Below are 14,516 nucleotides of genomic sequence, written 5' to 3'. Positions count from 1 at the left end.
TGGAACCACCCGATCCCATCCCGAACTCGGAAGTGAAACGCAGCTGCGCCGATGGTAGTGTGGCTCAAGCCATGCGAGAGTAGGTCATCGCCAGGGTTTATACCCAAAAACCCCGCTGCTCATGCAGCGGGGTTTTTTCTTATTAAGTGAAGGCACTGCTTTTTGCGGGTTCCTTCCGCCCCAAGGGCAAGATCGCGAGCTGGCGCTGCAAGCGCTGCTGCAACCGTCTCCCTGGTGAAATTAGCGCTGTGGAACCACCCGATCCCATCCCGAACTCGGAAGTGAAACGCAGCTGCGCCGATGGTAGTGTGGCTCAAGCCATGCGAGAGTAGGTCATCGCCAGGGTTTACACCCAAAACCCCGCTGCTCACGCAGCGGGGTTTTTCTTTGCGCGCAGATAAACACGCTACGGGCGTTGCGCGGTGCCAACCAAGGTTGGCAGCTACCAACGGCGAACCCGGTAGATCCACGCCATGCGTGGATGGGTAGCGCCGGGCCATGCCCGGCGTGCCAACCAAGGTTGGCACCTACCCCTGGCGGCGGCACAAAAAAGCGGCGCCCCGTGGGGCGCCGCCTGGATCTCACCACGGTTCAGTCGAGCAAGCTCGACTCTACGGGGCCGGGGCCTTGCTCTTCATCATCTCGTCGCGGGCCGCCTTGAAGGGATTGCCTTCATACCAGTTCGGCCAGCGGTTACCGCCCGCCAGTTCCTTGCCCACGCCGTACATCAGCTCCAGGTCTTCCATGGTGCCGTCCAGCTTCCAGGTGGACGCATCAAACTCGTCCTTGGGACCGTGGTACCGGTTGTTGCCGTAATCGGTCGCGGCCTTGCGTCCCGCTTCCACGCCGCCCTCGCGCAGGTCTTCGCCGCCATCGGCATACAGCGCCGGCACGCCGGCCTTGGCGAAGTTGAAGTGGTCTGAACGGAAGTAGAAGCCGCTCTGCACCGAGGTCTCGCCGTGCAGGGTGCGATCCTGGGCCGCAGCCAGCGGCTTGAGGATGTCCTCCAGCTCGGAACTGCCGAACCCGGTCACCGTCACGTCCTTGGCACGGCCGGCCACCGACATCGCGTCGATGTTGATCACGCCGGCAATCTTGTCCAGCGGGAAGGTCGGGTGGGCCACGTAGTACTTCGAACCCAGCAGGCCGGATTCTTCCAGGGTCACGGCCAGGAACACCACCGAACGCTCCGGCTTCGGGTCCTGATGGGCCATGGCTTCAGCCACTTCGAGGATGCCGGCCACGCCGGTCGCGTTGTCGACAGCACCGTTGTAGATGTTGTCGCCTTCCTCGCCCTCGTGCTTGCCCAGGTGGTCCCAGTGGGCCATGTACAGCACGGCTTCGTCGGCACGCTTGCTGCCCGGCAGTACGCCCACCACGTTGCGCGACTGCTTCTGCGCGATCTGGCTCTTCAGGTCCACCGCAGCGGTGGCCTTCAGCGGTACCGGCTTGAAGCCGCGCTTGCTGGCGTCCTTGTACGCCTGCGCCAGGTCCAGACCGGCGCCTGCGAACAGTGCCTTGGCCGCGTCGGCGCTCAACCAGCCCTGCACCGGAATGCGCGCTTCCGGATCATCCTTGGCCGGCAGGTCGTACTGCGGGCCGGCCCAGGAGTTCTTCACCACGTCCCAGCCATAGGAAGCACCGGCGGTGTCGTGCACGATCAGCGCAGCGGCCGCGCCCTTGCGTGCGGCTTCCTCGAACTTGTAGGTCCAGCGGCCGTAGTAGGTCATGCGCTTGCCGTCGAACAGCTGCTCGTCGCCGACATGGAAGCCCGGGTCGTTGACGAACATCACGACCGTCTTGCCCTTCCAGTCCTGGCCGGCGTAGTCGTTCCACTTCTGTTCCGGCGCATCGACGCCGTAGCCGACGAACACCAGGTCACTGGCGTCGATCTTCACTTCCGGCTGGCCGGTACGGGTGCCCACCACCATGTCGGTGCCGAACTTCAGTTCGGTGGTCCTGCCGCCCTGGGTGATCTTCAGCACGGTCGACGCGTCGGCCGTGGTCTCGGTCATCGGCACGTCCTGGAACCAGCTGTCGCCGTTGCCGGGCTGCAGGCCGATACGCTGCATCTGGTCGCGGATGTAGTTGACCGTCAGCTCTTCGCCCTTGCTGCCCGGCGCGCGACCTTCGAACTCGTCCGAGGCCAGTGTCTTGACCAGTTCGCTGAAGTCGGCGGCGTTGATGCCGGGTGCGAAGGTGTGGGCTGCCGGCGTGGCTGCCGCGTCAGGGCTGGCGGCAGGTGCCGGAGGGGAAGTGTCTTCGCCTTTGCAGGCGCTGAGCGCGGCCGCGGCGGCCAGGCACAGGAGGAGTTTGCGGGGCATCGTCGTTTCCTGGATACACAAGGGATGGCCACGCCGGGCGCGGCCGGTGAAGGGGAGCATTCCCCGTACGGCGGCGCCGGGGACGTCAGTCCGCCGGCGCGGTGTCGGTGTCGAACGGAATCGGTTCGGCGCCGGTGACCGGTCCGACGCGTGCGCTGCGGTGCACGTACAGCACCACCTCGCGTTCAAACAGCAGTGGGCCTTCGACCACGGCGTTGGGACCGATGATCACGCGCGGCTTGCGGCTGGCGGTCAGCGAAACGCTGAAGTTCGGCTTGCGCACGCGAAGGCCGCCACCGACCTGTGAACCGATGCCTACGGTGATGTCACCGTTGACGGTCTCCACGTCCTTGCGCACACGGCTGTTGACCAGGCCGATACCGCCGTTGACCGTTTCCACGCCGCCCTCGATCAGGCTGCCGTGGTCGCTGAAGATGCTGCCATTGACCGTGCTGACATCGCCGCCGGCAATCACTTCACGGCCCAGGCGTACGCCGCCGTTGACCGTCTCGATACTGCCCGTGCGGGCGCGGTCGGCGACGGTGACGCCGCCATTGACGGTGTCGATGCTGCTGGTTTCCACACCCTCGCCCACGCGGATGCCGCCGTTGACGGTATCCAGCTTGCCGTAGCGCTGGCCAGGATCGGCGCTGATGCTGCCGTTGACCTTGCTGATGTTGTCCTGTGCGCCAAGCGGACCGGCCACCAGCAGTGCGCCCAGCAGCAGCGGAAGGGAAAGAGTTTTCATGGGGACCTCGTTGTTGTGCGGCTGGCAGGCCGCGTGCGTTGATGTCACCATTCCCCGGCACCCCCTGCAACTGCCTGAAGTCACTGGAAAGCCCTTGCGCGACAACGTCTTCCCATCACGCCGACATCACATTGCCGCACTGCGTGGCGGGCGTTGCCTGTTGCTGGGGGTGGCGCTGGCGCTGGCCCTGCCGGTGCCGGGCGGCGCGCAGACCGCCTCCACCCGCGAGGCCGAGCGCAAGCTGCAGAAGCTGCGCAGCGAGCTGAAGGGGGTCGCCCAGGAGCGCCGGCAGATCGAGGGGCAGCGTGGCCAGGCCTCGCGCCAGCTGCGCGAAGCCGACGAAAAGGTGGCCCGCAGTGGCCGCGCTTTGGCCCAGACCGAAACCGCCCTGCGCGAGCAGAACCAGGCCCTGGCCGAAGCCGAGCAGCGGCGCGCGACCCTGCAGGCCAACCTGGCCCGGCAGAACCGCGAGCTGGCCGGCCTGCTGCGTGCGGCCTACCAGCTGGGCAACCATGCTCCGCTGAAGCTGCTGCTGTCGCAGGACACGGTGGCCGATGCCAACCGCGCCCTGGCGTACCACCGCTACCTGCAGCGCGAGCGCGCCCAGCGCATCGCCACCCTGACCGGCGACCTGAAGGAACTGGACGTGCTGCAGGCGCAGATCGCCGAGCGCAGGCAGACGCTGCAGGGCGCACAGCGCGACCAGAAGCAGCAGGCGGCCACGCTGGCGGCCGATCGCCGCGACCGCGCGCAGACCGTGGCCTCGCTGGACGAGCGCTTCAAGGACCGCCGCGAGAAGGAACAGGCGCTGGGCCAGGATGCGAAGGCGCTGGAAACGCTGTTGGCCAACCTGCGCGCTGCCGCCGCCCGCGCCGAAGCCGAACGTCGTGCTGCCGCGCGCAAGGCCGCCGCCGAGAAAGCCGCCGCCGAGAAGGCCGCGCGCCAGGCCAGGGCCGAGGGCCGTCCGCCGCCGCCGACCAAGGTGCCGCCTGCGGTGGCCTCCGCACCGGCGCCCAAGGTGGGCGGGCTGGGCTGGCCGCTGTCCGGCAACCTGCTGGCCCGCTATGGCGGCAAGCTGCCTGACGGCCGCACCAGCAGCGGTGTGCTGATCGGCGCACCGGCCGGCAGCACCGTCACCGCCGTGGCCGATGGCACCGTGGTGTTTTCCGACTGGATGACCGGCTACGGCATGATCCTGATCGTCGACCACGGCAACGGCTACATGAGCCTGTACGCACACAACGACACCCTGCTGAAGGACGCCGGTGCCCGTGTGAGTCGTGGCGACGCGGTGGCCAAGGTCGGCAATTCCGGCGGCCAGGGCGTGACGGCGCTGTACTTCGAACTTCGCCGGGGCGGGCAGCCGGTGAACCCGGACAGCTGGCTGCAGCGGCGCTGAATCGTGGCCGTTGCGGACAGGGCCGGATTCAACGGGAATTTAGCTACGCTTCGCGCATAATCGGGACATGTGCCTTGGGCACGATGCCACCGTCCACAGGAGTGTTTCATGCGCGCAGCCCGTACCGCCACCCTCTTGCTGGCCCTGATGCCAGCGCTGTCCTGGGCGCAGCAGACCGCGCCGGCCACCGCCGAAACCTCCGGCCAGGCAGCCAGCAGCGAGGAGGCGGTGACGTCGAAGGTACCGCTGGAGGACATCCGCCGGTTCGTCGCTGTCTACAACGCGGTCCGCGCCGCCTATGTCGATCCGGTCGACGACAACAAGCTGATGCAGTCGGCCGTGCGTGGCCTGCTGCTGGATCTTGATCCGCACAGCACCTACTTCAACAAGGAAGACGCCGAAGCGTTCGACGAGCAGGCTACCGGCGCCTACGAGGGCATCGGCGTGGAGCTGCAGCAGCAGCCCGACAACGCCAGCATGAAGGTCATCGCGCCGATCGACGACACGCCGGCGGCCAAGGCCGGCATTCTTGCCGGTGATCTGATCATCGCCATCGACGGCAAGCCGATCAGTGCCATCGACGCCAGCGAACCGCTGCGTGGCCCGGCCGGCAGCAAGGTGGTGCTCACCATCGTGCGCGATGGCAGGCCCAAGCCGTTCGACGTCAGCCTGACCCGGCAGACCATCCGCGTGACCAGTGTGAAGAGCCGCATGCTGGAACCGGGTTATGGCTACATCCGCCTGAGCACGTTCCAGGCCGATACCGGTTCTGATTTCCAGAAGCACGTGCAGCAGCTGCAGAAGCAGGCCGGTGGCCAGCTCAAGGGCCTGGTGCTGGATCTGCGCAGCAACCCGGGTGGCCTGTTGACCGCCGCGGTGCAGGTCGCCGATGACCTGCTCGACAAGGGCAACATCGTCAGCACCCGTGGCCGCATCCGGATCAGCGATGCGCGCTTCGACGCGACCCCGGGCGACCTGCTGAAGGGCGCACCGGTGGTGGTGCTGGCCGATGCCGGTTCGGCCAGTGCGTCGGAAGTGCTGGCTGGTGCGCTGCGTGACAACAACCGCGCCCGCGTGGTCGGCAGCCGCACCTTCGGCAAGGGCTCGGTGCAGACCGTGCTGCCGCTGGACAATGGCGATTCGGTGAAACTGACCACCGCGCGTTATTACACCCCCAGCGGCAAGTCGATCCAGGCCACCGGCATCGTGCCCGACGTGGAACTGAAGCCGGCGCCGACGCCGGAGGAAGATGCCCTGCCGCCCAGCCTGAGCGATTACAGCGAAGCGACCCTGCCGGGCCACCTGCGTGGTGACGATGAAGGCACCGAAGGCTACCGCGCCGGTGCGGTGCTGCCGGGCGACGCTCCGATCAACGATGCCCTGGCCGAACTGAAGAACCCGGGTTCGGTGGCTGCGCGGCTGAAGGCGGAGGCGGCCAAAGCCGAGGCGGAGAAGGCGACGAAGGCCGCTGCCGCCACACCGGCGCCGAAGCCTGATGCGAAGCCCGATGCGAAGGCACAGCCAAAGCCTGAGGCGAAGCCGGCGGCCAAGCCGGCCGAAACCCCGGCCAGGCCCTGAGGCAGCGCCGGGCCATGCCCGGCGACGGCTGCAGCCGAGCAAGCTCGACGCTACGCCGCAGGTAGAGTCGAGCTTGCTCGACTGCGTTTCAGGTGCTCAGAACCCGTGCCGCTTGCGCAGCTTGCGGGCGATGGCCGCGCGCACGTACACGCCATACAGCAGGCCGAACACGAAGCCGCCGATGTGCGCCCACCAGGCGACCATGCCGAAGCTCGGGCCGATGTAGGCGAACACCACCTGCAGTGCGGCCCAGACGCCGATGAGCAGGTAGGCCGGGGCACGCACGAATTCCAGGAACAGGCCCAGCGGGATGACCACGCCCAGGCGCGCGGCCGGGAACAGCGCCAGGTAGGCCCCGATCATCGCCGACACCGCGCCGCTGGCACCGATGATGATCTGGTCCGGGCTGCCCATGGTGTAGATCGCCACCAGGTTGGACACGGCGCCGCCGACCAGAAACAGCAGCATCAGCCGCCACGGTCCCAGTACCCGCTCGGCGGGCAGCCCGAAGATCAGCAGGAACACCAGGTTGCCCAGCAGGTGCGACCAGTCGGCGTGCAGGAACAGGGCGGTGAACAACCGCAGCACGCTGCCGTCCTGCAGGGTTGCCCACCAATCCTGGGGCTGGGTCAGGCCGGTGGACAGGGCACCCCAGTCCAGCCAGAGGCTGTTGCGGGCGTCGCCCGGACGCGAGATCGACCACAGGAATGCCAGCCACAATGCCGCAAACAGCACGGGTGTGGCCCAGCGCAGCGTGGCCTTCTTGCGGGAGGGGAGAGACACGAACATGGCCGCTAGCCTAGCGTGCCGGGGCTCGGCGCGGGCGAGGCGCCTGTTCAGTTTTCGCGCGGGAAATACGGGCGCTGCTGTTATTGTTTCATTAACGGCTCTGGGTAATACTCGCATACGGCGTCGTATGTCGGGAGGGGAATCCGGCGCGTTCTGGCGGACCTTTGCGGGTCCGGTAGGCGCAGGCGCACTTAGAGCACCATCACCGCTTACCGGAGAGACAACACGATGCAAACTGCTTCCACCATTGCCCGACTGACCCTGCTGGCCGTCGGCGTTGCCGGTGCGCTGGCCGCTGCCGATGCCAATGCCGCTGCCTTCCAGCTGAAGGAAAACAGCGCCAAGGGCCTGGGCCGTGCGTTCGCCGGCTCCACCTCCGCCGAAGGCGATGCCTCGGTGGTCGCCACCAACCCGGCCTCGATGCGCCTGCTCGATGGCACCCAGTTCCAGGGTGACGTCAGCGCCATCAGCTTCGGCGCCAAGTTCCGTGGCGAAGGCCAGTACGCCAACGGCGCGCCGATTTCCGGCGGCAACGGCGGCGACGCCGGCATGATCGCCCCGGTTCCGGCGGCGTACTTCCATGTCCCGTTCGGCGCAGATGACAACATGCACTTCGGTGCCTCGCTGACCGTGCCGTTCGGCTTCAAGACCGAGTACGACACCGACTGGGTCGGCCGCTACAACGGCGTCAAGACCGATCTGAAGGCGATCGACCTGGGCGTGGCGTTCTCCTATGACGTCAACCCGTACCTGTCCTTCGGCGTCGGCGTGTTCGCCGAGCGTCTGAACGTCGACCTGACCAGCGCCGTCGATGCCGGTACCGCCATCAACGCCAGCGCACAGCAGCGCGCTTCGGCCGCCGTGCTGGCTGCCGGTGGCACCCCGGCGCAGGCTGCAGCCGCTGCCCGCCAGGCCGCCGTGCAGGCCGCACAGCTCGGCTTCTCGCCGGGTTCGGCCGATGGCTCCCTGCGCATCAAGGGTGACGAAGTGTCCATGGGTTACACCCTGGGCATGACCGTCAGCCCGGTGGAAGGCACCAACATCGCCTTCAGCTACCGCTCGGAAGTCGAACACAAGATCACCGACGGCAAGGCCAACTTCACCATGACCCCGGCTGCCGCCGCGTTCCTGGCTTCGGCTGCCCCGGGCACCTTCATCGACAGCAACGGGCGCGCCACCATTACCCTGCCGGCCAGCGCCACGGTCAGCGTCAGCCACCGCGTGAACGACCAGTGGAAGATCATGGCCGACGTCTCGCGCACCGCGTGGAGCAAGTTCGACCAGGTCACCGTCGACTATGACTCCAACCAGCCGGACAGCGTGCTGCCGTTCAACTACCGCGATACCACCTTCGCGTCGATCGGTACCGAGTTCCGCATGAACGACCAGCTGACCCTGCGCGGCGGCCTGGCGTACGACCAGACCCCGACCACCGACGCCCACCGCGACGTGCGCGTGCCGGACACCACCCGCAAGTGGCTGTCGCTGGGCCTGACCTACGCCGCCTCGGAGAAGATGGAATACAGCGTGGGCTACACCCACCTGTTCACCAAGGACCCGAACATCACCTCGACCTCGGCCACCGGCAACACCGTGACCGGCAAGTACAAGGTGTCCGGCGACGTGCTGGCAGCTTCGATGCAGTACAAGTTCTGATCCAGGCCACGGCCTGAAGCAGTACGAGGGAGGCCCCGCGCAAGCGGGGCTTTCTTTTCGTGGGGAGTCGCATCTGGCTGCTGCGTCCGCGGGGCGGCCTTGATACCTTGCCGCCTCACGTGGATGAGGACAGTGGACGATGGTTGATCGTCGCTACCGGAAGAAGATGCTCCGCTACTGGGCCCGGGAGGAAGCCAAGGCCGATGCGATCCTCGACCGGGTATTGGAATCGGAGTGGTTCGACTACTGGCATACCCACCTCGACTGGAAAGGCCGGGGCAATCGCCACCCGACCGATCGGGCAGACGTCGCTGGCGCGTTGCTGCGGCTGCTGCAGCGGGCTGCATCCACGGGCAGGAAGGAGGTCCAGTGCTGGGTGTCGCTGGCAGCAGACACGGGCGATAGCGCGCTGTTCCTGCATTCGTGCAATCCGCAGGGAACCCCTTGGCCGCACCCATTCGAGGGCACGCGCTGGGATGCCGATATGCCGGACTGGCTTGCGCCGCTGCTGCCGGTGGGCGTGCAGGCCGGGTGCAAGGGTGAGGGCGAAGGCCAGGTGTGGATGGTGCGTGTCCGCGCGCCGGAAACTGTGGCGAGCCCGCCAGAGGGACAGGCATGATGCTCACCCGCAAGGGCAGACGCTGGTAGCGAGGACGACGACATCCGGGCGGTGCCAGTTGCCCGGGACATAGGCCGAGTAGGGCCATCCACGCATGGCGTGGATCTACCGGAGGTTGTGTCATCCACCGTGTACATGGGGCCGGTAAGGACCCTCCACCCGCGCGCGGCGCGCGGATCGACGACAATGGCGGCATGAACCTGTCCGATCCGAATTTCCAGCTGGAGCTGGCCGCCAACATCGCCGTCGCCGGCTCGATCCTGCTGGCCGGGCGCAACAACGTGCATACCTGGTGGCTGGGCATCGTCGGCTGCGCGCTGTTCGCGGCGGTGTTCGAGCGTTCGCACCTGTACGCCGACATGGTGCTGCAGGGCTTCTTCATCGTCATCAGCGTGCTGGGCTGGTGGCAGTGGCTGCGCGGTGACCACGGCGCGCCCCTGCCGATCACCCCGGTGCGCCCGCGCGCCTGGGCCTGGCTGCTGCCGCTGGCGGTGGTGGCGACCTTTGCCTATGGCTGGATGCTGACCCGCCTGACCCAGGCGTATGCGCCCTACATCGATTCGGCGGTGCTGGTGTTGAGCGTGATCGCGCAGATCCTGATGATGCGGCGCAAGCTGGAATCGTGGTGGGTGTGGCTGCTGGTGAACACCATCGCCGTGCCGCTGTATTACAGCCGCGGCCTGCACCTGACCTCCTTCCTCTACATCGGCTTCTGGATCAATGCGCTGGTGGCGCTGCGCCACTGGCGCACGCTGATGCGTGCCGAGGCAAAGACCGCTGATGCCGCTGCCTGAGCGGGTCGAGCGTGGCCTGGTGGTGGGCAAGTTCTGCCCGCTGCACCGCGGCCACGAGCGCCTGATCGACTTCGCCGCCGCGCGCTGCCGGCAGCTGCGGGTGATCAGCTGGTCGCAGCCGGGATTTGCCGGTTACAGCGCCGCCCGCCGCGAACGCTGGCTGCGTGCGCGCTTTCCGCAGGCGACGGTGGTGGTGCTGGATGATGCCCGCTTGGCGGCGCTGTGCGAGCAGCATGGGCTGCCCCCGCGTGCGCTGCCGCGCGACAGCGACAGCGAGCAGGTGCAGCGTGATTTCACCGCCTGGCTGTGCCTGCACCTGTTCGGTGGTCCGGTGCAGGCGGTGTTCACCGGCGAGGACTACGGCGATGGTTTCGCTGCCGCACTGGCCGCGCACTTCAATGCACCGGTGCAGCACCTGCGGCTGGAGCGCAGCCTCGATGCCGGCCAGGCCAGTGGCACCCAGCTGCGTGCCGACCCGCATGCGTATCGCCTCGGCCTGTCACCGCAGGTGTACGCGGACTACGTGCAGCGCGTGGCGTTCATCGGTGGCGAGTCCACCGGAAAGACCACGCTGGCGCGGGTGCTGGCCGAGCGCATGGGCACGCAGTGGGTGCCCGAGTACGGGCGTGCGCTGTGGGAAGCGCAGGGCGGTGAACTGCACGAACCGGACCTGCTGCGCATCGCGAGGGAGCAGCCTCGGCGTGAGGATGCGGCGGCACTGGTCGCGCAGCGCTGGCTGTTCTGCGATACCACACCGCTGGTGACCCTGGGCTACAGCGGCTGGATGTTCGGTACCGCGCCAGACGCGCTGCTGCAGGCCGCGCAGCGGCCGTATGACCTGCTGTTCCTGTGTGCGCCGGACATCGCCTTCGACCAGGATGGCACGCGGGTGGGCGAGGCCTTCCGCGCGCAGCAGCATGCCTGGTACCTGCAGGAGCTGCAGGCGCGGGGGCTGCCGTTCGTGCTGCTGGAAGGCGATCTGGAAACGCGCATCGCGCGGGTGCAACACGCGCTGGCCAAACGTGCGGACAACCGGTTCAGCGCGGTGGCGTGATGGCACGAAAAACCCCGCTTTCGCGGGGTTCTCGTGCATCAATCACACCCGTGGAAGGGGAGGGATGTTTCAGTCGCCCAGGGTCAGCAGCGAGGCGTTGCCACCGGCAGCGGTGGTGTTCACCGTCACCGTCTTTTCCGTGGCGAAACGCAGCAGGTAGTGCGGGCCGCCAGCCTTCGGGCCGGTGCCGGACAGGCCCTGGCCGCCGAACGGCTGCACGCCCACCACCGCACCGATCTGGTTGCGGTTGACGTAGACGTTGCCGACGTGGACGCCGTTGCTGATGCGGTCGACGGTTTCGTCGATGCGCGAATGCACGCCCAGGGTCAGGCCGTAGCCGGTGGCGTTGATCTGGTCGATCACTGCGTCGAGCTGGTCGCCTTTCCAGCGGATGACGTGCAGCACCGGACCGAACACTTCCTTCTGCAGCTGGGCCAGGTCCTTCAGTTCATACGCACGCGGTGCGAAGAAGGTGCCGTTGGCGGCTTCGCTGGACAGTTCGGCAGCGGCGATCAGGCGCGCTTCGCGGTCCATGCGCTCGGCATGGTCCTGCAGGATCTTCAGCGCGTCGGCGTCGATCACCGGGCCGACGTCGGTGGACAGCAGGCCGGGGTTGCCGACCTTCAGTTCCTTCATCGCACCGGCCAGCATGGTCATCACCTTGTCGGCGATGTCGTCCTGCACGAACAGCACGCGGGCGGCCGAGCAGCGCTGGCCGGCGGAGGTGAAGGCCGAACCGATCGCGTCCTTGACCAGCTGTTCCGGCAGCGCCGAGGAATCGGCGATGAAGGCGTTCTGGCCGCCGGTCTCGGCGATCAGCACACCGATGGCGGCATCACGTGCGGCCATCGCGCGGTTGATCGCACGGGCGGTGTCGGTGGAGCCGGTGAAGGCCACGCCGGCCACGCGCGGGTCGGCGGTCAGCGCGGCACCGACGGTGGCACCGTCGCCCGGCAGGAACTGCACCACCTCGGCCGGCACGCCGGCGTCGTGCAGCAGCTTCACCGCGTAGTAGCCGATCAGGTTGGTCTGCTCGGCCGGCTTGGCGATGACGCTGTTGCCGGCGGCCAGTGCGGCAGCCACCTGGCCCAGGAAGATCGCCAGCGGGAAGTTCCACGGGCTGATGCAGACGAACACGCCGCGGCCGTGCAGCTGCAGTTCGTTGGATTCACCGGTCGGGCTGGGCAGCTTCTCGGCGTGGCTGAACTGCTCGCGCGCCTGCTTGGCGTAGTAGCGCAGGAAATCCACGGCTTCGCGCACTTCGGCGATGCTGTCGGGCAGGCTCTTGCCGGCCTCCTTCACGCACAGCGCCATGAATTCCGGCATGCGCGCTTCCAGCTGGTCGGCGGCGTGCTCGAGGATGGCGGCGCGGCTGGCGGCCGGGGTGCGGTTCCAGGCCGGCTGCGCGGCCACGGCATTGGCCAGGGCCTTCTGCACGGTGGCGGCATCGGCGGCGAGCCACTGGCCGACCACGTCGCGGGTGTCGGCCGGGTTGGTCACCGGCAGCGCGGCGCCGGCCGGGTTCGCACCCGGCACCAGCGGAGCGGCCTGCCAGGCGCTCTTGCCAGACGCGGGCACAGCCGCGTTGATCTGCTCGGCCAGGGCGCGCAGTTCGTTGTCGTTGGCGAGGTTGGCGCCCATGGAGTTCTTCCTGTCGTGGTTCTGGCTGCGCAGCAGGTCAACCGGCAGCGGGATCTTCGGGTGGGGGATCGAGGCGAACGAGGCGACCATCTCGACCGGATCGCGGATCAGGTCGGCGATCGGCACGCGTTCGTCGGTGATGCGGTTGACGAAGCTGGAGTTGGCGCCGTTTTCCAGCAGGCGGCGCACCAGGTACGGCAGCAGGTCTTCATGCGAACCGACCGGCGCATACACGCGGCACGGCAGGCCCAGGCGGTCGGCCGGCACCACTTCGGCGTACAGGTCGTCGCCCATGCCGTGCAGCTTCTGGTGTTCGTATACGCCGCCGTTGGCGATGCTGCGCACTGCGGCGATGGTGTGCGCGTTGTGCGTGGCGAACATCGGGTAGATCGCGTCGGCATGGGTGAATAGACGCTTGGCACAGGCCAGGTAGGACACGTCGGTGTTCTGCTTGCGGGTGAACACCGGGTAGCCCGGATAGCCTTCGATCTGCGCGCGCTTGATCTCGGCATCCCAGTAGGCGCCCTTGACCAGGCGCACCTGCAGGCGGCGACCGGCGCGGCGCGCCATGTCGGCCAGATGGTCGATCGTGTACGGGGTGCGCTTCTGGTAGGCCTGCACGACCACGCCGAAGCCATCCCAGCCGGCCAGCGAGGCATCGCCGAACACCTGTTCGATGATGTCCAGCGACAGTTCCAGGCGGTCGGACTCTTCGGCGTCGACGGTGCAGCCGATGCCGTAGCTCTTGGCCAGCTGCGCCAGTTCCAGCACGCCCGGCACCAGGTCGGTCAGCACGCGCTCGCGCTTGGCGTGCTCGTAGCGCGGGTACAGCGCCGACAGCTTGATGGAGATGCCCGGGGCGTTGTTGACGTCGCCGTCCGGGCGGCCGCCGCGCGCCTTGTGGTCGCCGCCGATGGCGTGGATCGCACGGCGGTAGTCCTCGAGGTAGCGCAGCGCGTCCTTCATGGTCAGCGCGCCTTCGCCCAGCATGTCGAAGGAATAGCGGTAGCTGGCGTTGTCGCCCTTGTGCGAACGCGACAGCGCTTCGCTGATGGTGCGGCCCATGACGAACTGGTGGCCCATGATCTTCATGGCCTGGCGCACGGCCAGGCGCACCACCGGCTCACCGACGCGGCCGACCAGGCGCTTGAACGCGCTGGGGGCATCGGCGCGGGTGGCGTCGTTCATCTGCACCAGCTTGCCGGTCAGCATCAGGCCCCAGGTGGAGGCGTTGACCAGCACCGAGTCGCTGCCGCCCAGGTGCTTTTCCCAGTCGGCATCGGCCAGCTTGTCGCGGATCAGCTTGTCAGCGGTGTCCTGGTCCGGAATGCGCAGCAGCGCCTCGGCCACGCACATCAGCAGCACGCCTTCCTCGCTGCCCAGGTCGTACTGGCGCATGAAGGCTTCGATCGCACCCTGGTCCTTGGCGCGCACGCGCACCCGGCCGACCAGGTCGGCGGCAAGCGCCTGCACCTTGGCCTGCTCCTCGGCGGGCAGGCGGGCCTGCGCCAGCAGTTCGCGCACGTGGCTGGCCTCGTCCTGCAACCAGGCGTCGGTGATGGCCTGGCGGAACGGGTTGGGGGACGCCGGCAATTCCGGCGACAGCAGCGCGCCCGGACGCGGGGCGTCGTGGGCGGCAGGGGAGGAGGAGGGTGCGTTCATGCCGATCCGGCCAGTGGAAAACTTGGCGATTTTAATCATTTTTGAGCCCTCCGGAAGTCCCCCGAAGACACCTTTGTAGAGGGCTGATAGCCCCTAGCAGTGGTGGATTCAGCGTGTTCAGCAAGCTCGACCGTGTTTGTGCTGAATTCGTCATTCGCGCCGCCGGGGTCATGCTGTATTGCAACATGGGAAAAAGTGTGAATGGACCCTTGCTACCGGTGAGAGGGCGGGGCTACCATCGAGGCGTTTCCC

General features: G+C 67.5%; 10 protein-coding genes and 2 rRNA genes. 8 read left to right on the top strand and 4 right to left on the bottom strand.

The annotated features are described in order from the left end of the window. Both rrf (VER16_RS10380) and rrf (VER16_RS10375) read left to right on the top strand, forming a co-directional pair. Nucleotides 1-96, top strand: a 5S ribosomal RNA gene (gene rrf / locus VER16_RS10380); the annotation flags it as partial. Between the two features lie 134 nt (nt 97-230). After that, a 5S ribosomal RNA gene (gene rrf / locus VER16_RS10375) occupies nt 231-345 on the top strand. A 266-nt stretch (nt 346-611) separates the two neighbouring features. On the opposite strand, the gene VER16_RS10370 is transcribed toward rrf (VER16_RS10375), so the two are convergent. After that, on the bottom strand, nt 612-2,324 hold the full coding sequence (locus VER16_RS10370; protein ID WP_324807832.1) for a M28 family metallopeptidase: 1,713 nt from the start codon (nt 2,322-2,324) through the stop codon (nt 612-614). 85 nt (nt 2,325-2,409) lie between these two features. After that, nucleotides 2,410-3,072, bottom strand: a complete 663-nt coding sequence (locus VER16_RS10365; RefSeq protein ID WP_324807830.1) for a hypothetical protein — start codon at nt 3,070-3,072, stop codon at nt 2,410-2,412. Nucleotides 3,073-3,166: 94 nt separating this feature from the next. Between VER16_RS10365 and VER16_RS10360 the strand changes: the two genes are divergently transcribed. Both VER16_RS10360 and VER16_RS10355 read left to right on the top strand, forming a co-directional pair. After that, nucleotides 3,167-4,471 carry a murein hydrolase activator EnvC family protein gene (locus tag VER16_RS10360; RefSeq protein ID WP_324807829.1) on the top strand — a complete coding sequence of 435 codons (1,305 nt, stop codon included), beginning with the start codon at nt 3,167-3,169 and terminating at the stop codon, nt 4,469-4,471. Between the two features lie 108 nt (nt 4,472-4,579). Continuing rightward, nucleotides 4,580-6,049, top strand: coding sequence for a S41 family peptidase (locus VER16_RS10355; RefSeq protein WP_324807827.1), 1,470 nt, complete (start codon nt 4,580-4,582; stop codon nt 6,047-6,049). Nucleotides 6,050-6,145: 96 nt separating this feature from the next. Here VER16_RS10355 and VER16_RS10350 read toward each other — a convergent pair whose 3' ends face one another. Beyond that, nucleotides 6,146-6,838 carry a rhomboid family intramembrane serine protease gene (locus tag VER16_RS10350; protein ID WP_116864952.1) on the bottom strand — a complete coding sequence of 231 codons (693 nt, stop codon included), beginning with the start codon at nt 6,836-6,838 and terminating at the stop codon, nt 6,146-6,148. Nucleotides 6,839-7,066: 228 nt separating this feature from the next. On the opposite strand from VER16_RS10350, the gene VER16_RS10345 reads away from it, so the two are divergent. From VER16_RS10345 to VER16_RS10330, 4 genes are all read left to right on the top strand, one after another. After that, complete coding sequence (locus tag VER16_RS10345) at nt 7,067-8,494, top strand: outer membrane protein transport protein (RefSeq protein ID WP_324807823.1); 1,428 nt, start codon at nt 7,067-7,069, stop codon at nt 8,492-8,494. 139 nt (nt 8,495-8,633) lie between these two features. Further along, nucleotides 8,634-9,113, top strand: coding sequence for a hypothetical protein (locus VER16_RS10340; protein ID WP_324807821.1), 480 nt, complete (start codon nt 8,634-8,636; stop codon nt 9,111-9,113). 194 nt (nt 9,114-9,307) lie between these two features. After that, the gene (pnuC, locus tag VER16_RS10335) at nt 9,308-9,907 is read left to right on the top strand and encodes a nicotinamide riboside transporter PnuC (protein ID WP_324807818.1); all 600 of its coding nucleotides are present in this window, start codon (nt 9,308-9,310) and stop codon (nt 9,905-9,907) included. Continuing rightward, entirely contained in the window at nt 9,894-10,961 is a 1,068-nt protein-coding gene (locus tag VER16_RS10330; RefSeq protein WP_324807817.1) for an AAA family ATPase, read from the top strand. Before pnuC ends, VER16_RS10330 begins: the two co-directional genes overlap by 14 nt. 69 nt (nt 10,962-11,030) lie before the next feature. Here the strand turns inward: VER16_RS10330 and putA are convergent, their stop codons facing one another. Next, complete coding sequence (putA, locus tag VER16_RS10325) at nt 11,031-14,264, bottom strand: bifunctional proline dehydrogenase/L-glutamate gamma-semialdehyde dehydrogenase PutA (RefSeq protein ID WP_324807814.1); 3,234 nt, start codon at nt 14,262-14,264, stop codon at nt 11,031-11,033. Nucleotides 14,265-14,516 lie beyond the last annotated feature (252 nt).

This window comes from Stenotrophomonas sp. (assembly GCF_035634915.1).
Taxonomy (GTDB): domain Bacteria; phylum Pseudomonadota; class Gammaproteobacteria; order Xanthomonadales; family Xanthomonadaceae; genus Stenotrophomonas.
This window is presented reverse-complemented; position numbering and strand designations above follow the sequence as displayed.

What these genes read in the sequence shown, in the direction of transcription:
- VER16_RS10370 (WP_324807832.1), bottom strand. Translation starts at nt 2,324, where the DNA reads ATGCCCCGCAAACTCCTCCTGTGCCTGGCCGCCGCGGCCGCGCTCAGC.
- VER16_RS10365 (WP_324807830.1), bottom strand. Translation starts at nt 3,072, where the DNA reads ATGAAAACTCTTTCCCTTCCGCTGCTGCTGGGCGCACTGCTGGTGGCC.
- VER16_RS10355 (WP_324807827.1), top strand. Translation starts at nt 4,580, where the DNA reads ATGCGCGCAGCCCGTACCGCCACCCTCTTGCTGGCCCTGATGCCAGCG.
- VER16_RS10350 (WP_116864952.1), bottom strand. Translation starts at nt 6,838, where the DNA reads ATGTTCGTGTCTCTCCCCTCCCGCAAGAAGGCCACGCTGCGCTGGGCC.
- VER16_RS10345 (WP_324807823.1), top strand. Translation starts at nt 7,067, where the DNA reads ATGCAAACTGCTTCCACCATTGCCCGACTGACCCTGCTGGCCGTCGGC.
- VER16_RS10340 (WP_324807821.1), top strand. Translation starts at nt 8,634, where the DNA reads ATGGTTGATCGTCGCTACCGGAAGAAGATGCTCCGCTACTGGGCCCGG.
- pnuC (WP_324807818.1), top strand. Translation starts at nt 9,308, where the DNA reads ATGAACCTGTCCGATCCGAATTTCCAGCTGGAGCTGGCCGCCAACATC.
- VER16_RS10330 (WP_324807817.1), top strand. Translation starts at nt 9,894, where the DNA reads ATGCCGCTGCCTGAGCGGGTCGAGCGTGGCCTGGTGGTGGGCAAGTTC.
- putA (WP_324807814.1), bottom strand. Translation starts at nt 14,264, where the DNA reads ATGAACGCACCCTCCTCCTCCCCTGCCGCCCACGACGCCCCGCGTCCG.